The 19,042-nt window shown below is 64.7% G+C and carries 21 protein-coding genes; 9 read left to right on the forward strand and 12 right to left on the reverse strand.

Annotation, left to right across the window (positions count from 1 at the left end; translation table 11 throughout):
- Positions 1-5: 5 nt before the first annotated feature.
- On the forward strand, positions 6-437 hold the full coding sequence (locus tag E2I15_RS17115; RefSeq protein ID WP_137480130.1) for a winged helix-turn-helix transcriptional regulator: 432 nt from the start codon (positions 6-8) through the stop codon (positions 435-437).
- Positions 438-545: 108 nt separating this feature from the next.
- Here E2I15_RS17115 and E2I15_RS17120 read toward each other — a convergent pair whose 3' ends face one another.
- The 3 genes from E2I15_RS17120 to E2I15_RS17130 form a co-directional block, all read right to left on the reverse strand.
- On the reverse strand, positions 546-1,352 hold the full coding sequence (locus E2I15_RS17120; protein ID WP_137480131.1) for a phytanoyl-CoA dioxygenase family protein: 807 nt from the start codon (positions 1,350-1,352) through the stop codon (positions 546-548).
- Between the two features lie 238 nt (positions 1,353-1,590).
- Positions 1,591-1,956 carry an RNA polymerase-binding protein DksA gene (gene dksA, locus E2I15_RS17125; RefSeq protein WP_170991616.1) on the reverse strand — a complete coding sequence of 122 codons (366 nt, stop codon included), beginning with the start codon at positions 1,954-1,956 and terminating at the stop codon, positions 1,591-1,593.
- A gap of 211 nt (positions 1,957-2,167) precedes the next feature.
- Positions 2,168-2,779: an NAD(P)-dependent oxidoreductase gene (locus tag E2I15_RS17130; protein WP_137480132.1), complete on the reverse strand. Its 612-nt coding sequence runs from the start codon at positions 2,777-2,779 to the stop codon at positions 2,168-2,170.
- A gap of 104 nt (positions 2,780-2,883) precedes the next feature.
- On the opposite strand from E2I15_RS17130, the gene E2I15_RS17135 reads away from it, so the two are divergent.
- On the forward strand, positions 2,884-3,270 hold the full coding sequence (locus E2I15_RS17135) for a winged helix-turn-helix transcriptional regulator (protein WP_137480133.1): 387 nt from the start codon (positions 2,884-2,886) through the stop codon (positions 3,268-3,270).
- Between the two features lie 58 nt (positions 3,271-3,328).
- Here E2I15_RS17135 and E2I15_RS17140 read toward each other — a convergent pair whose 3' ends face one another.
- Positions 3,329-3,742, reverse strand: coding sequence for a flagellar assembly protein FliX (locus E2I15_RS17140; RefSeq protein WP_074131707.1), 414 nt, complete (start codon positions 3,740-3,742; stop codon positions 3,329-3,331).
- A 264-nt stretch (positions 3,743-4,006) separates the two neighbouring features.
- On the opposite strand from E2I15_RS17140, the gene E2I15_RS17145 reads away from it, so the two are divergent.
- The 4 genes from E2I15_RS17145 (at position 4,007) to E2I15_RS17160 (ending at position 6,557) form a co-directional block, all read left to right on the forward strand.
- Positions 4,007-5,131, forward strand: a complete 1,125-nt coding sequence (locus E2I15_RS17145) for a flagellar basal body P-ring protein FlgI (RefSeq protein ID WP_038385504.1) — start codon at positions 4,007-4,009, stop codon at positions 5,129-5,131.
- Complete coding sequence (gene flgJ / locus E2I15_RS17150) at positions 5,131-5,487, forward strand: flagellar assembly peptidoglycan hydrolase FlgJ (RefSeq protein WP_137480134.1); 357 nt, start codon at positions 5,131-5,133, stop codon at positions 5,485-5,487. Before E2I15_RS17145 ends, flgJ begins: the two co-directional genes overlap by 1 nt.
- Before the next feature lie 19 nt (positions 5,488-5,506).
- Positions 5,507-6,010 carry a hypothetical protein gene (locus E2I15_RS17155; protein WP_018272571.1) on the forward strand — a complete coding sequence of 168 codons (504 nt, stop codon included), beginning with the start codon at positions 5,507-5,509 and terminating at the stop codon, positions 6,008-6,010.
- A 160-nt stretch (positions 6,011-6,170) separates the two neighbouring features.
- Positions 6,171-6,557 (forward strand): hypothetical protein, encoded by a 387-nt coding sequence (locus tag E2I15_RS17160; protein WP_026193018.1) that lies wholly within the window; start codon positions 6,171-6,173, stop codon positions 6,555-6,557.
- 146 nt (positions 6,558-6,703) lie between these two features.
- On the opposite strand, the gene E2I15_RS17165 is transcribed toward E2I15_RS17160, so the two are convergent.
- The 3 genes from E2I15_RS17165 to E2I15_RS17175 all read right to left on the reverse strand — a co-directional run bounded on the left by E2I15_RS17165 (position 6,704) and on the right by E2I15_RS17175 (position 8,836).
- Positions 6,704-7,069 (reverse strand): hypothetical protein, encoded by a 366-nt coding sequence (locus E2I15_RS17165; RefSeq protein ID WP_016846761.1) that lies wholly within the window; start codon positions 7,067-7,069, stop codon positions 6,704-6,706.
- 24 nt (positions 7,070-7,093) lie between these two features.
- Complete coding sequence (gene flaF, locus E2I15_RS17170; protein WP_137480135.1) at positions 7,094-7,459, reverse strand: flagellar biosynthesis regulator FlaF; 366 nt, start codon at positions 7,457-7,459, stop codon at positions 7,094-7,096.
- Positions 7,460-7,666: 207 nt separating this feature from the next.
- Entirely contained in the window at positions 7,667-8,836 is a 1,170-nt protein-coding gene (locus E2I15_RS17175; RefSeq protein WP_137480136.1) for a flagellin N-terminal helical domain-containing protein, read from the reverse strand.
- A gap of 366 nt (positions 8,837-9,202) precedes the next feature.
- Between E2I15_RS17175 and flbT the strand changes: the two genes are divergently transcribed.
- A complete protein-coding gene (gene flbT, locus E2I15_RS17180; protein ID WP_028337700.1) occupies positions 9,203-9,634 on the forward strand; it encodes a flagellar biosynthesis repressor FlbT in 432 nt (143 codons plus the stop codon).
- A gap of 129 nt (positions 9,635-9,763) precedes the next feature.
- Here the strand turns inward: flbT and E2I15_RS17185 are convergent, their stop codons facing one another.
- The 5 genes from E2I15_RS17185 to E2I15_RS17205 all read right to left on the reverse strand — a co-directional run bounded on the left by E2I15_RS17185 (position 9,764) and on the right by E2I15_RS17205 (position 17,668).
- Entirely contained in the window at positions 9,764-11,647 is a 1,884-nt protein-coding gene (locus tag E2I15_RS17185) for a flagellin family protein (RefSeq protein WP_137480137.1), read from the reverse strand.
- Between the two features lie 7 nt (positions 11,648-11,654).
- Positions 11,655-13,532 carry a flagellar hook-associated protein FlgK gene (gene flgK / locus E2I15_RS17190; RefSeq protein ID WP_170991617.1) on the reverse strand — a complete coding sequence of 626 codons (1,878 nt, stop codon included), beginning with the start codon at positions 13,530-13,532 and terminating at the stop codon, positions 11,655-11,657.
- Between the two features lie 46 nt (positions 13,533-13,578).
- Positions 13,579-15,411, reverse strand: coding sequence for a flagellar hook-basal body complex protein (locus E2I15_RS17195; protein ID WP_137480138.1), 1,833 nt, complete (start codon positions 15,409-15,411; stop codon positions 13,579-13,581).
- 183 nt (positions 15,412-15,594) lie between these two features.
- Positions 15,595-16,095 (reverse strand): peptide-methionine (R)-S-oxide reductase MsrB, encoded by a 501-nt coding sequence (gene msrB / locus E2I15_RS17200; protein ID WP_137480139.1) that lies wholly within the window; start codon positions 16,093-16,095, stop codon positions 15,595-15,597.
- Positions 16,096-16,171: 76 nt separating this feature from the next.
- Positions 16,172-17,668, reverse strand: coding sequence for an NAD(P)/FAD-dependent oxidoreductase (locus tag E2I15_RS17205; RefSeq protein ID WP_137480140.1), 1,497 nt, complete (start codon positions 17,666-17,668; stop codon positions 16,172-16,174).
- Between the two features lie 95 nt (positions 17,669-17,763).
- Here E2I15_RS17205 and E2I15_RS17210 point away from each other — a divergent pair, with 95 nt between their 5' ends.
- Positions 17,764-18,306 carry a SixA phosphatase family protein gene (locus E2I15_RS17210; RefSeq protein WP_137480141.1) on the forward strand — a complete coding sequence of 181 codons (543 nt, stop codon included), beginning with the start codon at positions 17,764-17,766 and terminating at the stop codon, positions 18,304-18,306.
- A 156-nt stretch (positions 18,307-18,462) separates the two neighbouring features.
- Positions 18,463-18,888, forward strand: coding sequence for a universal stress protein (locus E2I15_RS17215; protein ID WP_137480142.1), 426 nt, complete (start codon positions 18,463-18,465; stop codon positions 18,886-18,888).
- The last annotated feature ends 154 nt before the right edge of the window (positions 18,889-19,042 follow it).

Consider the following 19,042-nt stretch of genomic DNA (forward strand, 5'->3'; position numbering starts at 1 on the left):
GTAGGATGAAATTCGAGACCGGTATGGAAAACAATACCAGCGATATGTGTGACGGCGGTGAATGCGAGAGCCGTCCCACCGACCCCAATGTGCTGATCGAATTCAAGCACGCGATCCACGCGCTCGGGGGAAAATGGAAGCTCGAGATCCTGTTCACGCTGATGAATGGCGGCGTGCGGTTCGGCGCGCTGCGCCGCGCGCTCGCGCCGATCACCCAGCACATGCTGACCGCGCAGCTGCGCGAGCTCGAGCGCGACGGCCTGGTGGCGCGCAAGGTGCTCGCCGAGAAGCCGCTGCAGGTCGAATACGAGCTGACGGATTCAGCCTGGAGCCTGACGCCGGCCTTCCGCGAATTGCTGGCATGGTCGAAGACGTTCGGCCCGCGCCGCGGTGCCGCGGCAGCAAGCGAGATGACAGTCGGAGCCGGACGGGCCTGAATGTCGTCTCGCCATAGGCCGTTTCGGCATAGGAATTACATTGCCTCCCCCGCACGCGGGAGAGGTGCAGCGAATGCGTGGCAAGGCTCGACCACGCATCATGCCACTTCACTTCATGCCAAGCGCCTGCCGGATCGCGATCTCGACCGGCGAATACGCACCATCCGCACGTTCCAGTCTGTACGGTTCGCCGGCAGCGAGCGACGGCTGGGCCATGAAGCGCGGCGTCGTGCCCCGATGCTTCTGCGCGGCATGCACCAGCAACGGATGGCACAGATAGACCGTGCCGGCCTCACCGGTCGCGAGCGCGACCTCGCAGTCGGCGCCGACATCGTCGAGCACCATGCGTGCGCGCCCGGTCTCGCCCGCCGGCGCAAGGTAGCGCGCCATCGGCCGATGCGAGCCGACCCTGATCCGGGTCGGCGCATCGTCCTCGCCGACGTCGGAGAACAGGAACAGCATCAACAGCGCCCGGCCGCGCGAGACGACATTGGCCCGCCAGGCGGAGAAGTCGCTGCGCTCGTTCGGATCACAATCCTCGCCGGGGAAGCTGACGTCGATGTGCCAGCCGGCATCGCCGGGATCGTCCGGATGTGGGAAGCGCACCGGAAAGGTTCCGATGTCGCCGCGCGGGCGCCAGCGGCCGGGACCGGCGATCTGGTCGAACGCCCGGTGCAGCAGCGGCGTATTGATCGCTTCGCGAAACGGCGTACCGCCGTACCCCGGCAACCGGATCACCGGTTGGGTCCAAGTCAAAGGGTCGTGCTCGCTGCACGGCAGGTCACGCCACATGATGGCGCGTCCCCGGTCGGCGAGTTCCCGGGGAAAGGCGCTGTCGATCCGGACAAAGCCCTGTTGGATGAATTGCTCGATTTGCGCGCAGTCAAGCGCATGCGCGTCGTTTCGATAGGCCATGATTGTCTCTCAAACTGTCGCCAGCCATCGCTGCTCCGCGACGTGCGGAACCCGACCGGCTCATTCGGTTTCACTGGAATCCCAGGAGCGAAAGCTCGTGGGGCCGCTCAGCGCTTCCAGGAGGAAGCGGGATCAGCCCGGGAAAAACACCGAAGCGATGTTGAGAGTGCGTGTCATCATGGCGGCGCGAACGTACAACCGGTACGCGCCGGTAGCAATCCGCGGCGATCCGTCGCCACTATTCGTCGCGATAGACCTTCTCTCGCTTCTCGTGGCGTTCCTGCGCCTCCACCGACAGCGTTGCGATCGGGCGGGCTTCGAGCCGCTTCAGCGAGATCGGCTCACCGGTCTCTTCGCAATAGCCGTAGGTGTTGTCTTCGATGCGCTGGAGCGCCGCGTCGATCTTGGAGATCAGCTTGCGCTGACGGTCGCGGGCACGAAGTTCGATCGCGCGGTCGGTTTCCGAGGACGCTCGGTCCGCGAGGTCGGGATGATTGACGTTCTCTTCCTGCAACGTCTGCAACGTGACCTTCGATTCGCGGAGGATTTCATCCTTCCACGCCAGCAGCTTGGCGCGGAAATAGTCGCGCTGCCGCTCATTCATGAAAGGCTCTTTTTCAGTCGGCCGGTAGTTCTTCAGCTTTTCCAAAGGCAGCCATGTCCCTGTCAGGCGGAGGGAACACAACCCCTCCGCGCGGCGCCTTATATAGCCACGTCATGTGACAGACAATATCTGCCACCGCGAAAGCCGGGCCGCCCCCAAGGCCTTGCACAGGCAAACTTATCCGCCCTGCCCGGGGGACGACCCTGCCCCCTCAATAGCCGACCGTGAAACGCCGGCGGATATGGGCCGGACGCTCGATTTCGTCGGCGAGTGCAACTGCGAAATCCTCGAACGAGATCGAGCTTTTGCCGTCGGCTGCGGTCAGGAGCTGGTCGGTCCCGAGGCGGAACTTGCCGGTCCGCTCGCCGGCCACGAACAGCGCCGAGGGCGACAAAAAGGTCCAGTTCAGGTCCTTCTCCTGGCGCAGCGGGTCGAGGAACTCAGCCCCCTTGGAGGCCTCGGCCTTGTATTGGGGCGGAAAGTTGGGGGTGGTCACCAGGCGGACCCCCGGCGCCACCTCGAGGCTGCCGGCCCCGCCGACCACGAGATAGCGGCCGACCCCGGATGCCTTGGCGGCCCCGATCAGCCTGGCGGGGTCGCTGACCAGGAAATGGATCGAACTGATCGCGGCATCGTGGCCGGCCCACAGCGCGGCCAGGGCGGCCTGGTCGTTCGCGTCACCCTTGCGGGCAGTGACGTTGGGCAGGCTGGCGATCTTCTCCGGGTTGCGGGCGATGGCGGTGACGGCGTGGCCGCGGCCGGCGAGTTCCGCGGTGATGCGCGAGCCGGCCTGGCCGGACGCGCCGGCGATGGCGATCTTCATCTCAAGTCTCCGATTGATAGTTTCCAATGGTGACTAGATAGCCAAATGGATGTAGGTGTGAAGAAGGCACTCTCGTCTCACCTGATCACGCCGGAGTAACCGCGATGAAAGCCACGAGCCTCAAGCCGGACGCCTATGCCGCAAATTGCCCGACGCGCCAGATCCTCGACCGGGTCGGCGACAAATGGGCGGTGCTGATCCTGCTGCTGCTGCGCAGCGAGCCGATGCGCTTCAACCAGCTTCGCCGCGCCATCGAAGGCATCTCGCAGAAGATGCTGTCGCAAGTGCTGAAGAGCCTGGAGCGCGACGGGCTGCTGCGCCGCCGGGCGATCGCAACGGTGCCGGTGACGGTGGAGTATTCAATCACGCCGCTCGGATCGACGCTCGCCGAAGCGGTCGATCCGCTGCGCGACTGGGCCGAACGGAATCTGAAGGAGGTGCTGGCCGCGCAGCGCCGCTACGACGCGCAGCGCAAGGCACTGGCGGCCTGAGGGCACTGTGGCCTGAAGGCACTGGCGGCGTGGCACAGACGAGTTGATCGAGAGGAGCCTAGTATTGCCCGGCCTTGGCGAGCTCGACCTCGACGCGCAGTTCGATCTCGCCGAGCACGGCATCGAGGCCCGGATCGCCGGAGGATTCCTTCAGGCTCGCCGCGGCGTCACGCAGCCGGTTCACCGTGGAGGAATCGAAATTGCCGGACAGCAGGCCGAGCTTGAGCGCATCGAGCACGTCGAGCGCGCCCTTGCCGCGGGCCACCGAGCGCTTGCGGCGTTCGGTCGGGTCCTCGACGCCTTGCAGCGCGAGCAGCGCATCGAGGCTGGCGGCAGCCTTCGGCGCGGCGGCGGAGCGAACCTCTTCCTGTGCGGTCGTCGCATCCGGCAGCGAGAAGCCGCTCGACGACGTGCGCCGCGTGGAGCTGGTGGACGTGCCAAGCGTGGTGCCGTTCGGTCCGTAGATGCGCATCGTCGTGATCCCGCAGGCCTGAATGGCCGAGCATCGCCGTTTTATGGTTAACGGCGCGTAAACGACCCGGCAATTTCTGCCGCCGCGCGGCAGTTTCGCGCTCCCTGGCGAACCGGAGCAAAATGACGACCCGACAATTTCGATAAATATATCAAGACATTGCCCAAGCGAAGCGGAGTGGCACGCAGCTCGCATGGTTAATGGCGGATCGCCGTCATGGGAGTGTCGCGCAATCCGCGAGTTCAGTTCGAGGGGAGCATCGGGATGCCCGGCATCCGCATCGCAAATCTGTTCGGAGTGGCCTGCGCCGCGCTGCTGGCGCTGGCGGCCTCCGTCATGCCGGCCGCCGCGACGTCGCGGATCAAGGATCTCGCCAATATCGAGGGCGTGCGCCAGAACCAGCTGATCGGCTACGGCCTCGTGGTCGGCCTCAACGGCACCGGCGATACGCTCAACAACATCCCCTTCACCAAGCAGTCGCTGCAGGCGATGCTCGAGCGCATGGGCGTCAACATCCGTGGCGCCACCATCCGCACCGGCAACGTCGCCGCCGTGATGGTGACCGGCAATCTGCCGGCGTTCGGCACCCAGGGCACGCGCATGGACGTCACCGTCTCCGCGCTCGGCGATGCCAAGAACCTGCAGGGCGGCACCCTGCTCGTCACCCCCCTGCTCGGCGCCGACGGCAATGTCTACGCGGTGGCGCAGGGATCGGTGGCGGTCGCCGGCTTCGCGGCCGAAGGTGCCGCCGCCAGCGTCGTGCGCGGCGTGCCGACCGTCGGCCGGATCGCCAACGGCGCCATCATCGAGCGCGAGATCGAGTTCGCGCTCAACCGCCTGCCCAATGTGCGCCTCGCGCTGCGCAACGCAGACTTCACCACCGCCAAGCGGATCGCCGCCGCGGTCAACGACTATCTCGGCGTCAAGACCGCCGAGCCGATCGATCCCTCCACGGTGCAGCTTGCGATCCCGACGGAGTTCAAGGGCAACGTCGTCGCCTTCCTGACCGAGATCGAGCAGTTGCAGGTCGATCCCGATCTCGTGGCAAAGATCGTGATCGACGAGCGCTCCGGCATCATCGTGATGGGCCGCGACGTTCGCGTCGCCACCGTCGCGGTGGCGCAGGGCAACCTCACCGTCTCGATCTCCGAGAGTCCGCAGGTCAGCCAGCCCAATCCGCTGTCGCGCGGCCGAACGGTCGTGACACCGCGCACCAGCGTCGGCGTCAGCGAGGACGGCAAGAAGTTCGCCGTGGTCAAGGACGGCGTCTCGCTGCAGCAGCTGGTCGACGGCCTCAACGGCCTCGGCATCGGACCGCGCGACCTCATCAGCATCCTGCAGGCGATCAAGGCCGCCGGCGCGATCGAAGCCGACATCGAGGTGATGTGATGGCGAGCCTGATCAACAGCACCACCGGCAGCATGCCGAACAAGGCGTTGATGCCGACGTTCAACGGCCGCCCCGATCCCGTGCTGCAGGACGCGCTGAAGAAGGTGACGCCGCAGCAGGCCGCCAAGGCGAAGGCGACCGCGACCGATTTCGAATCGATGTTCCTCAATTCGATGTTCTCGCAGATGACGACCGGCCTGAAGGGCGATGGCCCGTACGGCGACACCGTCGGCACCGGCGCATGGCGGTCGATGCTGACCGACGAATACTCGAAGAACTTCGCCAAGGCCGGCGGCGTCGGCATTTCCAACGAAGTGTTCCGCTCGCTGATCCTGCAGCAGGCGAACAAGAGCTAGGGTTTCAAGGAGCAGCGCGATGAACCAGCGTCCACAGCAGCCGCGGCCAGTAGCATCCGCCTCCGCCGCGCGGTCCGCGACGTCGACGCCGCCGGACGTCGCGCGTCTCGCCAACGAGCTGACCGAAGTGATGAGCGGCCTGCTCGCCGTGATCGAGCAGGAGACCGAGTTCGTCCGCGCCGGCAAGATCCGCGAGGGCATGCAGCTCGAGCCGCAGAAGTCGGAGCTGTCGCGGCGGTATATGCTCGCGGTCGAGCACCTGAAATCGATGCAGAAGATGCTGTCGCAGACCGATCCCGAGCTGCTCGCGACGTTGCGCCGGCATCACGAGACGTTCCGCGCCATGCTGCAGGTCAATCTGACCGTGCTTGCGACCGCGCACGCCGTCTCCGAAGGAATCGTGCGCGGCGTCAATGCCGAAGTGCAGCGCCGCAACATTCCGAACACCTACACCGCAAGCGGACAGCGCGCCACGCCGGGCCCGCGCAACATGACGCCGATCGCGGTCAGCCGCACGCTCTGACGCGAACGCCTACAATTTGGCTCAATTCGACGCAGCCCCGGCAGCGCGGCATTCAGCGTGTTTTCTAACAGCCTATTGAGAGGTTCCCCGTAGAGTTGCGGATCGTGAGGGGTTGGGATTTGACTCAAGCAAACTAGTGCCTGTGCACTACGAGGCTGCCATGAGTACAGATTTCAACATCAAGCCGGTGGGGGCACCGGTCGCAGCGCCGATGATCTCTCCCACGAGCGATACGGCGCAGAAGGCGGTCAAGACTGAACTGCCGGCGAGCCAGAGCGTCACCGCTCCGGAGCCGAGCGTGCGCGTCACCATCGATCCCAACGCCGTCAACGCATCGATTTCAAATCAGGCTCCGTCGGTCAGCGATCAGGTCATCATCGACCGCGACGCGCGCGCCGTGGTCTATCAGGTGGTCGACAATCGCACGAATTTGGTGGTGAGGCAGTTTCCGGAAGAAGCCGTATTGCGCCGCCGCGCCTATTTCCACGCGCTCGATCTCAGCAAGGACGCGCCGACGCGGGTGCGTGCCACCGATCGCCGCGCCTAAAGCGCGATGAGATTAGGTTGAAGCATCATCGCGCCTTAGCTCCTTGTTTGAGCATGATCTCCGCGCAAACGCGTCCCGCGTTTGTCGCGAGGGAAAACCGCTTCACACTTTTCCGGATCATGCTTTAGGCGCGGACCAACGACCGTTCAGGTCTTCTGGGTGGCGTAGGCCTTGTCGAGATAGGTCGCTCCGGTGGCCGGATCGGTGACGACATTGGCGATCAACGCCGTCCCCTGCTGCACCAGCGCGAACTTGGTATCGCCGATCCGGAACCCGCCGTCCTTGATCAGCACGTCCTGATACTTGCTGGTACCGTCGCTCTGGTAGTGGACCTTGGCGCGGAAGCCATCGACGTTCGACACCGAGATGTTGAACGACTTGTTGTTGGCGTACTTGCCGCTCCAGCTGCCCTCATAGAGGTTCGGATCGACGGCCACATAGGGCGTCTTCGACGGAACCGTCAGGCCGGCGGCCTTGTAGTTGGCCGACAGGATGCTCAACACGTCGGCCATGCCGAGGTCTCCGTCAGGAATCAATCAGCCGCGGCCCGAGAGACCGGCGGCGATATTGCAGTTGATATCGATCAGCGACTTCAGTTTCGCCGGATCCGGATTCATCTGGATGTCGACGGTCTGCTTCATCACGAACACGCCGATATTGGCGATGTTCTGGCGAATCTCGAGCGGCTGCGGATTGTCGTCGCCCTGCGCGGCGCTGAGGAAGATCGACCACAGCCGGCGGTTGAACAGCAATGCGTGATCGAGCGCCCTGTCGGGACCGTTCCAGTTCGTCTGGACTTCCTGCAGCTGCCGCGCGGCCTTCAACAGCGCCTGCGCTTCGATTTCACGTGGGGACGCCGTCGTCGTGGAGGTACGAGCGTAGGCCTGGGCTGCATTCGACATTCAATGACCTCGATGGGATGCGGATTTCTCGAGCCGCGAAGACGCAATTCTAGCGCCCGATATTTATGCATCCGGCGCCTTTAAATATGGTTAGCAGCCGTTACGAAATGCGTCGTTCTGACGGCATGGACAGAGACCGTAATATCCCGGAGACAAAAGAAAACGGCGGGGTTTCCCCCGCCGCTCTCGAAGCACTTGCCGGCGCGCTTAGCGGAGCAGCTGCAGCACGCTCTGCTGGCTCTGGTTGGCGAGCGCCAGCGCGGACACCGCGATCGACTGGCGGGTCGACAGCGCCTGGCTGTTGGCCGCTTCCTCATTGGTGTCGGCCAGCGTCAGGTTGGACGAGCCGGTCTGCAGCACGTTGATCAGGTTCTTCGAGAAGTCCTGGCGGATCTGCACGATCGACAAGTTCGAACCCAGCGTCGAGGCTTCGCTGCGCAACGAGGAGCTCGCCGAGCTCAGCGACGCAATGACGCTGTTCGCCGAGTTGTTGTCGAGGAAGTCGGTGCCCGCGGTCAGCGCTTTCAGACCGAGGCCGCTGGCATTGAAGGTGACGCCGGTGATGGCGAGTGTCGACTTGCCGGTCTCGTTGAAGGTCAGCTTCAGGCTGTCGCCGTTCAACAGGTTGATGCCGTTGAAAGACGCGTCCTGCGCCGTGGTCGTGATCTGCGCGATGGTGTTGTTGTACTGCGTGACCAGAGCGGCGCGAGCCGACTGCGAGGCCTGGTCGGCAACCGGCGCCGTGCCGGCCGCGCTGAAGGTCGCGGTGCCGCCGCCGGTGTTGGTGAAGGTCACCGCACCGATCGTCGAGGAGGCCGCGTCGTTGGTCGTGGTGATGACGAGCTTGTTCGAGCTGTCGAGGCTCGCCGTCAGGTTGCTGGCCGCCAGCGACGTGTTCAGTTGCGCCAGCGACGTGCTGGCCCCGAACGTAAAGCTGAAGGCAGGCTGGCCGGCCGACGCTGCGATCGCCAGGACGTCACCGCTCTTGATCGTGGTGCCGTCGACGAGGTTGGCAGACGTGCCGCCGAGCGCCGCGGTGGAGGTGACCGTCGACCTTGTGGTGTAGCCGGTCGGGCTCTGCAGCACCTGGTTGGCGATCGACTTCGCGGTATCGACCAGCTTCTGCAGCGAGGTGATGCCGGTGTTGGCGGCCTGCAGCACCTGCACACCGTTGCCGATGCCGTCCAGCAGGTTGTTGATGTCGCTGGCGCGATTGTCGAGCGACTGCGCGGTGAAGAAGTTGGTCGGGTTGTCGAGCGCCGTGTTGACCTTCTTGCCGGTGGCAAGGCGGTTCTGCGTCGTGGAGAGCAGATCGGCGGTGGACTGGAGGGAGAGGAGGTTCTGACGAACGGAGGAGGAGAGAATGATATCGGACATTTTCATACCTTTCTGGTGTGAAACTGAGGAAAAAGCCGCTCCAATCCTTTCTGATCGGGCGGACAGCCGATCCTGCGGTCAAGCCGCGAAGGAAAACGAAATCTCCAGCACGGCATTTGAGACAAAGGCCGAAGAATAAAATTGTCGCCATTGGACGAGCCTCGTCCCGAAAACTACTGACAGGACTGTCAATTCCGACGACGTGTAGACGTTCGCGCCCGCCCCTCGTTCATCAAGCATTAACCATCATGGGAAAGGATCGCTGTCGCATCGGCCCCCGGCCGCAACGGCGGCTGCTAAGCAGTGCCGAACCACTTCGCTCCGCCAGCGAAGACGTCGCGCGACTGCAGGCAAAGGAGAACGGTCATGGCCCTGAAGGTCGAACTCAAACCGAACGAGCGCATCATCGTCGGCAATTGCGTGATCACCAACACCGACCAGCGCGCCCGCCTGCTGATCGATGGCGACCGCATCCCGATCCTGCGCGAGAAGGATATCCTGACGCCCGAGACCGCGGACACGCCGGCGAAGCTGATCTATCTCGCCGTGCAGCTGATGTATCTGTCGCCGGACCCGATGGCGCACCACCCGACCTATTTCAGTCTGGTGCGCGACATTATCACCGCGATGCCGAGCGCGTGGCCCTTCATCGAAAGCGTCAACAACTTCATCCTCAACGGCGACCTCTATCACGCGCTGAAGGAGTCCAAGAAGCTGATCGCACACGAAGAGAAGCTGCTGGAAACCGCGCGCGACCAGCAAAACGCCGAGCGTGACGACACACGCAAGAGCGCGTAGAGCTTCTTGTTTTGACGTGTTTTCTTCACGCGAACCGACGTCCACTTCAAACGCTCTAACCTCACTCATCTCAACGAAAAAGGCCTCCTCGCGGAGGCCTTTTTCTGGCTGGAGATGAGGGGCCCGTGATCAGCTGATCGGCAGATATTTCAGCAGCGTCGTCTGATACAGCATCGACGTGGTCTGGTACGACGCCTGCAAGCTGGTTTGCAGCGCCAGGATCTTGGTCGCGACCTCGTCCTGATTGACGCCCTCGACCGAGTCGAGCATCGTTTCTGCCATCCCCTTGAGCTGGGTCTGCCGATCGGTGGCCGCCTTGGTCGCGGTCTGGGCACCGGCGAATTCGGCCTGGACGTCCTGGATCTGCTGCTGACCGTTTTGCGGGGCGAGGTTGGCGCTTACGCGCTGCGCGAGCGCCGTCACCTGCGCGCTCGCTTTCGGGTTGCTGGCATTGGTGGTGACGGCTGCGTACACCGCGACGTTCTGCAGCAGATAGCGGAAGGCCTGCTCGTTGGCGCGCGCGCCATACTGCACGGTGATCGACTGATCGACCTGCGCGACCGCGGTGCCGCGCGCCGACCCCGGGCCATTCTCGCCGGTGTACCAGTAGACGGTGTTGTCGGGCGTGCCGGCGACCAGGTTGGCCGCGGTGTCGAACGGCGGTCCCCCTACCCTGAGCGGCGCCGGCGCTGCGGTGGTGTTGTTGGCGATGCCGAGTGCGCCGAGTGCGGCTGTATTGGAGCTCGAGATCGACAGGCTCTCGCCGTCCGCGCCGTGCAAGGTGATCGCGCCGTTGCTGATGGTCGACGGGTTCTTGGTGCCGCTGATCTGGTCGATCTTGGCCATCAGCGTCTGCACGCTGTCGGTGACGTTGACTTGGTTGCCGGTGGCGCCCGAGGCCACGAAGGTGATCGGCGTGCCGTTCACCGTGATGGTGTCACCGGCGGCAAAGCTCGTGGACAGCGAGTCGGTGCCCGCTGCCCCCGAAAGCGCCGTGGCGCCGCTGATCGGCGCCGGCGGCGTGTTCTGGTTGTTGACCGCTGCGCCCGAGACGGTCGCGACCGGATTGAAGAAATTGTTCGACGCCGCGACCGCGGACGCCGCGACCAGCGACGTGTCGCTCAAGGTCTTGATCGACGAGGTCAGCGTCGACTGCAGGTTGGCCGTCGTCGCCGCGGTGTCGGCGCCGATCAGGAACGAGCCGGCGGGCGGCGGGTTCGTCGCAGTCGCCGTGAGTTCGATCGCTTCGGTGGTGCCGTCGGGCAACGTGAAGTTGAACTTGATCTTATCGCCGTCCTTCGGATTGACGACGCCGAGATCGACCGAAGCCGATTTCGGCGTGCCGATCGGCTGCGTCACCGTGGCGCCGCCCGTCAACGATGACTGCACCGAAAGGAGCTTCAGGCCGAACGGCGAGCCGTCCTCGGCGATACTCGTGACCATCGTGGTCGCCGGCGGCGAGGAGACGCTCAGGCGTCCCATCATGCCGGCACCCTGATCGGCCTGCTTGCGCTCATTGATGAGCTGGGTGAGGCCGGCCTGGGTTGCGGTGCCCTTGAGCATGGTATCGGCGGACACCGTGGCCGGCGTATCCATCGCGCGGCCGGAAAACAGATAGCGGTCGCCCGACTGGCTGTTCAGCATCGCGACCGCGTTGGCGAAGGCCGCCTGCGCCGTGATCTGGCCGGAGGTCTGGCCGCTGTCGTTGAGCGTCAGCGTCGCCGTCGTCGCGGCGTTCTTCACCTGGGTCCCGACGTCGGACAGGCCCTGCAAGGTGAGGTTCGCGACACTCAGGCGCGTGTTGAGGTTGGTGGCGGTATCGGAGAACGCGTTGATGCCGCTGATCTGCGCGCGCAGGCTAAGCGCAAAACCGCGATCAAGCCCCTGCCCCGCATAGGTCGTCGATACCTTGCCGGTCGCAAGCTGCGTGGTCAGGTCATTGAGCTGATTCCGCAGGTTGAGGATCGTGGTGCCGATATAGGAAGTTCTGCCGCTTACGCCGTCGATCGACATGTTACCCTCACGTGAGCTGCAGCAGCGCGTCGTACATCTGCTTGATCGACGACATCACGCGCGCATTGGCGGAATAGGCGTTCTGCAGCGAAAGCAGATGCGCCATCTCCTCGTCCATGTTGACGCCGGAGGTCGAGTCCATCTTGGTCTGCAGCGTGTTCAGCACGACGTCCTGGCCGTCGGCGAGTTGCTTGGCAGCGGTCGCCGACTCGCCTTGCTGGCTGATGAACTGCTTGGCAAAGTTCAGCAGCGTGCCGGTGAACGGCGCGCCTGACGTGCCAAGGCCGGTCTGCGGCGAATAGCTGTACGAGGCGTTCGACAGCTGGTTCAGAACGAGGTTGGCGCGCGTGGTGTCGCCGGCCGGCGTCTGCGGATTGGTCGAGTACACCACCATGCGCGAGGGATCGCCGATCAGGCCGGTGTTGACGCTGATGCGCGCGGCAAGGCCGGTGGTCTGCGAGCCGTTGGCGGTGATCGCGCCGGTGTAGAGCCCGCCATTGTCGGTGAACAGCGGAAGGTGCGGATCGCCTGAGGTCAGCGACGAAACCGTCGACGTGACCGACGCCGCGGCCACATCGGCCTTGTTGGCGGCGCCGTCGTCGAGCACGCGCAGCGTCGACCCCGACGGATTGGAGAATTGCAGGCCGGTTCCGCCGAGTGCGCCGTTGAGCTGCGACAGCACCGAGCTCATGCCGCCGGAGAAATCGATGCCCAGCACCTCGTCGTTCGGATCGACGGTTGCGGTATTGCTCAGCGGCAGCACGCTCGGATCGTCGACGCGGACGATCGACAGATTATGCGTGAGGCCGGTGGTGTTGTCCTTGTAGGAGACGTGGATGGTGTTGCCGTTCTGCAACCCCGACAGGTCGAGGTCGAAGCCGGATTGCGCCCCCGCCGTCGCCGCGGTGCCCGCGGTGGTCTTGTCCGACAGCGCGCTCGACATCGCGGCGGCGAACTGATCGATCTGTGTCTGGGCCTGCGCCAGCGTGTTGTCACGCAACTCGAGATAGGCGGCGATCTTGCCGGAGCGAATCGAGTTGGTGGACACCATGTCATAGGTGCCGCCATGCGGGAACGTGATGGTGATGGTGCCGACGGTGCTCTTGGTCGGGTCGGTATTGTACAACGTGTTGGGCGTCATCGTGCCTTGGGCGTTGAAGCTGAGCGTCGCGGCCTCGGTGCCGACCAGCTGCACGCCGGAATTGGTGAAGACGCTCACCTGGTTCTGGCTGTTGGTGACGGTGCGGATGTCCATGAGCTGCGAGAGCTGCGTGACGTAGCGGTCGCGCTGATCGAGCAATGCCGCGGTCGATGCATCGGTCGTGCCGCCATTGGCCGCCAGCTGGACATTGAGGCGCGCAATCTGCTGCAACGCATTGTTCGCGCTGTTGATGGAATCGCTGATGCCGGCCTCGGCGTTGGCGCGCAGCGTCTGGATTCCCTGCGAGGTCGCGTTGAGCTGCTGCGCCATCGATTGCGCGGCATTGATGACACCGATGCGGGCCGACTGCGATTCCGGGCTGGTCGACAGCCCCTGCAGCGCGGTCAGGAACTTGTTGTAGGCGTCCTCGATCGTGCCGGTGGAGTCGGGATTGCCGTACACGCCCTGCAGATTGGCCAGGAAATCCGAGCGGACGTCGGCGTAGGCCGCTCCCGACGTCTCGGTGCGGAGCTGGGTCTGCAGGAATTCGTCGAGCTGGCGGTTGACGCCGGTGATGAGGACGCTCGATCCGTACTGGCCGGTGGTGCCGGTGACCTGGTTGAGCGTCTTCCTGACGTAGCCAGGTGTCTCCGCGTTGGCGACGTTCGACGACACGAGCGAGAGCGAGGCCTGCGTGGCGCGCAGGCCCGACATCGCGGTGGAAAGGGCTTGGCTCAAACCCATGATGTGTACTCGCCTTTACTTCTTCACACGTGCCGCAACGATGCGATCAGCGCACCACGTTCAGGAGATCCTGCACCATCGAATTGGTTGTGGTGATCACCTTGGTGTTCGCCGAATAGGCCTGCTGGGTCACGATCAGCTTGGTGAACTCGTCGGCAATATCGGTGTTCGAGCTCTCGAGCGAGGAACCGACGATGGTGCCGGCCTTGCCGAACAGCGCCGCGCCGGACTCGTCGGTCGCCTCGAACGCACCGCCGTCGATGCGCTTGAGGAAGTTGGTGCCGTTGAAGGTCGCCACCGAGATTTCGGCGAGGTCGATGTTGCGGCCGTTGGTGTAGTTGCCGACGATGCGGCCGTTGGTGGAGACGCTGACCGACTGCAGCTGGCCGGCGGGGAAGCCATCCTGCTGGATCTGGTTGACCTGAACGTTGCCGTTGGCATCGGCGAACTGGGTCACGCCGCCGGAGCCGAAATTGATCACGGGGCTGCCGAGCGACACGCCGTTGACGACGGCATTGGTGAGCGCCACCGAGGAGATCGCCGGCGACATCTGGCCGTTCGAGGCGAAGGTGAAGTTGACGTTGACGTTCTGCCAGGAGACCTGCGTGCCGGTCGCATTGGGATTGACCTGATAGAACAGGTTCCAGGTATCGGTATGTCCGCTGCCCAGCGAGGAGCTGTCGGTCTTGGCCCAGCGGAATTGCAGGTTCACCGGCGCGCCCGACACGTCGTAGGCCGTGACGGCGCCGCCTGAGACGGATTCGTTGAGGAAGGTCGAGTTGTCGTTGCCGACGACCTGGCCGGTGCCGACGGTGCCGCCGCCGCCGCGAACCGCAACCGCCGACCCGGTGAAGCCGAGCGCCGCAAAAGCGGTCGAGTTCGAGCTCGTCACGTTGAGATCGGCCAATTTGCCGGAGTGCAAGGTGATCTTGCCGCCGCTGATCGTCGATGGCGTCGTGGTACCGGTGATCGCGTCGATCTTCGCGAGCAGCGTTGCGATGCTATCGGTGACGTTCAGCTGGTTGCCGGTCGCCCCCGAAGCGACGAAGGTGATGACGGTCCCGTTGACCGTGATCGTGTCGGCGGGCACGACGGGCGGGCCGGCAGAGCCGGCGCTGAAGTTCGTATTGATCGAATCGGTGCCGGCTGCGCCCGAAAGCAAGGTCGCGGCGGTAATGGCCACCGACGGAGTCGCCTTGTTGTTTTGCGCTGTGCCGGTGATGGCGGAATCGGTATACGGCGCAGCCGGCGTGCCCAGCACCAACGGATTATTTCCGCTGCTGAACGCGCCCGGCCGGATCAGCTCGGAACCGGGAACCGAAGTGTCGTGCGCGGTGGTCAAGGGATAAGACGCGAGGTTGGCGCGATAGTCGATCTTGGTGGTCTGCTGCGCCGGCAGGAAGTCGTTCTTGAATTGCAGCACCTGCGGCGATGAGCCTGCCGGGTTGCCGGTGGTCGGGTCGATCGGCACGCCCTCGAGATAGTAGCCGGCGCCGTTGACGAGATAGCCGTCCTTGTTGAGCTGGAAATCGCCGCGGCGGGTATAGCGGTCGACGCCGTCGAACACCGGCGCACCGTCGGTGAAGCTGCCGGGCTTCTGTACCGCGAAGAAACCGTTGCCGTTGATCGCCATGAAGGTCGCGACCGATGCCGACTGCACGTCGCCCTGCACCGAGTTGGTCGAACGGGACTGCGCGGTGACGCCGCCGGCGAGCTGCGCGGTCAACGCGGTCTGCGGGACGAGGTCGAGGAATGAGGTATCGATGCGCTTGAAGGCCGTGGTCTGCGAGTTGGCGATGTTGCCGGAGATGTTTTCGAGCGCGTAAGACCCCGCGCGCAAGCCACCGACAGCCGTCGTGAGAGCGCCGAAGATACCCATGACATGTTCTCCAATTCGATTCCCGGCGGCTGGCAATCACAGGAATGGCCGCATCGGCGGAGCATGTCGCAAAGGTCGTGCCACGAAACAAAACGTAACAAAATCATCCGCTTGAAAAAAATGCCCCGGTCGTTCGACCGGGGCACATTTGCCGGGAGCGGCAACAATTGCCGGGAAGAAATGTCAGGTCGCGGACGGCGCCGCCGGGTGAAACACCAGCGCGAAACCGTCCATGCAGTAGCGAAGTCCGGTCGGTTTCGGGCCGTCGTCGAAGACGTGGCCGAGATGGCCGCCGCAGCGGCGGCAATGCACCTCGGTGCGCACCATGCCGAAGGTGCGGTCCGACGTCGTGCCGACCGCATTGTCCAACGGCTTCCAGAAGCTCGGCCAGCCGGTGCCGCTCTCATACTTGGTCTCGGACGAGAACAGCGGCAGGTCGCAGCCGGCGCAGGCGAAGGTGCCCTTGCGGTGCTCCTTGAGCAGCGGGCTGGATCCCGGCCGCTCGGTGCCCTGGTTGCGCAGGATTTCGTATTGCTGCAGCGTCAGCTGCGCGCGCCATTCGGCGTCGGTCTTCTCGATCTCGAATTTCTCGGCGGCCTGCGCCGGCGAGGCGCGCAGCCAGCGAAAGGCGGCAAGGCCGAACAGGCCGGCGACGGAAGCAAGCAGGATGCGGCGATCGATCATCAATCATCTCCGGTGCGGACGGCTCAGGAGGGCGTGCCCGAGGTTCGTCAACAGATACGAACCCCGCCGGCGGACGTTACATCCGCCCGTCGGAGATCTGCTCACTTTCTTGCGAGGCATCCGGATACGGCGCCTCGCCGTCCTCGATCTGCCTGGGCGCGGGCGGCCGCACCGGCCGCACCGCCGACGGGGGCGGACGGCGGGGTGCGGGTCCCCGGGTTCCCGCCCTGAGATTGGCCTCGGCGAGCCGCGCCTCGCGCAGGCGCTCCTTCGCACGTGTACCCTCGCGGTAGCGCGCCAGAACACCCGCTGCGGACGCGGCGCCTCTCGTCCACAGGCTGACGAAATGACCGGCGACGCGGCCGGTGGCGCCGCCGGCCCAGACCAGCTCGAACGGCGAAAACAGCCGCCAGCGGTCGTCGCCCCACAGGATGCTGCGCGCGATCAGCTGCCCGGCGAGCGCCGAGGTGTTGAGCCCCTGCCGGCCGAAGCCGCTCGCCACCCACAGGCCCCGGCGCAACTGGCCGATCTGCGGCATGCCATGCACGGTGACGCCGACCGCGCCACCGAACATCTCCGCGATCGGAACCTTGCCGAGTTGTGGAAACACCGTGGCGATGCGGCGCTGCACCGCCCCGCCGAGCCGCTTCGGCCGTGCGTCCCAGGTGGTTTCGGGGCTCGCCCACAACAGCCGATCGCCATCGACGACACGGAAATGGTCGATGCCATCGCTGTCGACGACCGAGCCGGGAAAGGCGATGGTCTCCGCCAGCCGCTCCCCGAGCGGCTCGGTCAAGGCCGCGTAGCGCCACACCGGCAGCAGCGTATCGGACAAGCGCTTCAACGGCGCACCGAGATGGATATTGCCGGCGAGGACGATATGGTTGGCGCGCAGCCGCGCCGTCGGCGTCACGATGCGTTTGCGGATGCCCGAGAAATCGATGCTGACGACCGGCGTCTCCTCGAAGATCCGCACGCCCGCCCGCATCGCCAGCGCGGCGAGGCCATGCACATATTTGCGGCCATCGATCTGGAACGCCTTCGGATAATAGATGCCGTGGAAATAGCGGCCGGTCCTGAGCACGCTGCGCACGCGATCGACCTGCCAGCCCTCGACCTCGGTCGCGAAATCCTCGCCCAAGGTCTGCAGGCGGCTGATCAGCGCCTCGCCGACATCGACATTGGAGACTTCCAGCGCGCCATCGCTCGGCTTGATGCCGGGGATCAAATCTTCGGTAGCGGTGGCGCGGACATAATCGGCCCCCTCCTTCGACAGTGCCCATAATTCGCGGGCATCGTCGAGGCCGACGCGCTCGATCACGTCCGTCATCGGCAGGCCGAATCCCGGCATCACGGTGCCGAGATGATGACCGGAGGCGTTCCAGCCGATCTGGCGGCCTTCGAGCACCGCGACGCTCGCACCGAGCCGCGCGGCCTCACGCGCCACGGTCAGGCCGGCCAGCCCGGCCCCGACCACGCAAATGTCGACGTCGAGGTCGAACGCCAGACGGTCGCGGAGCGGCGAGGCCGCCTGGTCGGGGCCGTCCGCCGCACTTGTGGAACTCTCGCTCATGGCGTTTCTTACGGACCGCTGCGGCGCTTGTCACCTTGTCCAGGGCATGAGCCTGTAGAATTAATTCGACCTGACCGAATCGAGAATGGAAGTCCATGCGCCGTTTGCTGCTGCTGCGCCACGCCAAGACCGAACACGACGCGCCTTCGGGGCACGACCAGGACCGCCGCCTCGACGAGCGCGGCCACCGCGACGCTGCGGAGATCGGCGGCTGGATCGCCCGTCATCCGCCCCTGCCCAATCTGGCCCTGGTCTCGCCGGCAGTCCGCACCACTCAGACCTGGGACATCGTCCGCGAGGCGCTGAAGGGCGCCGGGCCTGCGCCGAAAGTCGAATTCGTGCCGGAGCTCTACGGCGCCGATCCGGTGCATTTGCTGACCGCGATTCGGATGGCCTCGGTCAGCGATCCGAAGCGCCTGATGCTGATCGGCCATAATCCCGGCATGCACGAACTCGCGCTGACGCTGACCGGCAGCGGCGACGGGGCCGCAAAACGCGCGCTCGGCGACAATCTGCCGACCTCGGGGCTCGCCGTCTTCGACTTCGCGATCGACGACTGGAACGACGTCTCGTTCCGGCGCGGCAAGCTCGTCCTGTTCGTCAGCCCTAAACTGTTGAAGCAGGCCTCGCGCAGCTGACGCAAGCGGACAGCGCCGCGCCGCCATGCTATATTGACGTCTGCGCGACAGGGGGACCGGTTCGCGTCGATACAGAACGACTTCAAGAACAAGAAGGCGCGCGTCCCGGGCACAGGGACCAAACGGCTCCAGACCAATCGCGGACAGGAGGCGCAGATGTACAAGTCCATTCTCGTTCCGATCGACCTTGCCGATACCGATCTGGCGAAACCGGCGATCGCAACCGCCGCGACGCTGTCGCAGACATGGAACGGGTCGGTGCGCCTGCTCAACGTGCTGCCGATGACGCCGGTGATGCTCGCCGAATACGTGCCGGCGGATTTCGACAGCCAGCAGCGCGAAACATCGGAGGAAGCGCTTGCGATCGTCGCACGTGAATCCGGCATCGCGCCCTCCCGCATCTCGGGCGTGGTCCGCCAGGGCGGCATCTATCACGAGATCCTCGAAGAGGCCGCGACCATGAAGGCCGACCTGATCGTGATGACCTCGCACCGCCCGGCGATGCGCACCTACTTCCTCGGCTCCAATGCCGGCCACGTGGTGCGCTACGCCAAATGCTCGGTGCTGGTGGTGCGGCACTAAAGCGGGATGAGTTATGGGGCCGTCGCAGGCGGCGCTGCCAAAATATCGAAAACAACCCCATGCAAAGGAGCCGGCGGCTGCCGGCGTTCGGCCAGGCTAACTTGACACGTCGGGCAACTCAGGGATATTATTCTAATATTCCGAAATTGTGCCC

It is taken from the genome of Bradyrhizobium sp. BR2003, assembly GCF_009720285.1.
Classification (GTDB): domain Bacteria; phylum Pseudomonadota; class Alphaproteobacteria; order Rhizobiales; family Xanthobacteraceae; genus Bradyrhizobium; species Bradyrhizobium elkanii.

Coding starts and splice junctions, on each gene's coding strand:
- msrB (WP_137480139.1), bottom strand. CDS start 16,095: ATGATCGATCGCCGCATCCTGCTTGCTTCCGTCGCCGGCCTGTTCGGC.
- flgK (WP_170991617.1), bottom strand. CDS start 13,532: ATGGGTTTGAGCCAAGCCCTTTCCACCGCGATGTCGGGCCTGCGCGCC.
- flaF (WP_137480135.1), bottom strand. CDS start 7,459: ATGTCGAATGCAGCCCAGGCCTACGCTCGTACCTCCACGACGACGGCG.
- E2I15_RS17195 (WP_137480138.1), bottom strand. CDS start 15,411: ATGGGTATCTTCGGCGCTCTCACGACGGCTGTCGGTGGCTTGCGCGCG.
- dksA (WP_170991616.1), bottom strand. CDS start 1,956: ATGAATGAGCGGCAGCGCGACTATTTCCGCGCCAAGCTGCTGGCGTGG.
- E2I15_RS17115 (WP_137480130.1), top strand. CDS start 6: ATGAAATTCGAGACCGGTATGGAAAACAATACCAGCGATATGTGTGAC.
- flbT (WP_028337700.1), top strand. CDS start 9,203: ATGGCCCTGAAGGTCGAACTCAAACCGAACGAGCGCATCATCGTCGGC.
- flgJ (WP_137480134.1), top strand. CDS start 5,131: ATGGCGAGCCTGATCAACAGCACCACCGGCAGCATGCCGAACAAGGCG.
- E2I15_RS17135 (WP_137480133.1), top strand. CDS start 2,884: ATGAAAGCCACGAGCCTCAAGCCGGACGCCTATGCCGCAAATTGCCCG.
- E2I15_RS17185 (WP_137480137.1), bottom strand. CDS start 11,647: ATGTCGATCGACGGCGTAAGCGGCAGAACTTCCTATATCGGCACCACG.
- E2I15_RS17165 (WP_016846761.1), bottom strand. CDS start 7,069: ATGGCCGACGTGTTGAGCATCCTGTCGGCCAACTACAAGGCCGCCGGC.
- E2I15_RS17145 (WP_038385504.1), top strand. CDS start 4,007: ATGCCCGGCATCCGCATCGCAAATCTGTTCGGAGTGGCCTGCGCCGCG.
- E2I15_RS17155 (WP_018272571.1), top strand. CDS start 5,507: ATGAACCAGCGTCCACAGCAGCCGCGGCCAGTAGCATCCGCCTCCGCC.
- E2I15_RS17210 (WP_137480141.1), top strand. CDS start 17,764: ATGCGCCGTTTGCTGCTGCTGCGCCACGCCAAGACCGAACACGACGCG.
- E2I15_RS17205 (WP_137480140.1), bottom strand. CDS start 17,668: ATGAGCGAGAGTTCCACAAGTGCGGCGGACGGCCCCGACCAGGCGGCC.
- E2I15_RS17130 (WP_137480132.1), bottom strand. CDS start 2,779: ATGAAGATCGCCATCGCCGGCGCGTCCGGCCAGGCCGGCTCGCGCATC.
- E2I15_RS17140 (WP_074131707.1), bottom strand. CDS start 3,742: ATGCGCATCTACGGACCGAACGGCACCACGCTTGGCACGTCCACCAGC.
- E2I15_RS17120 (WP_137480131.1), bottom strand. CDS start 1,352: ATGGCCTATCGAAACGACGCGCATGCGCTTGACTGCGCGCAAATCGAG.
- E2I15_RS17215 (WP_137480142.1), top strand. CDS start 18,463: ATGTACAAGTCCATTCTCGTTCCGATCGACCTTGCCGATACCGATCTG.
- E2I15_RS17175 (WP_137480136.1), bottom strand. CDS start 8,836: ATGTCCGATATCATTCTCTCCTCCTCCGTTCGTCAGAACCTCCTCTCC.
- E2I15_RS17160 (WP_026193018.1), top strand. CDS start 6,171: ATGAGTACAGATTTCAACATCAAGCCGGTGGGGGCACCGGTCGCAGCG.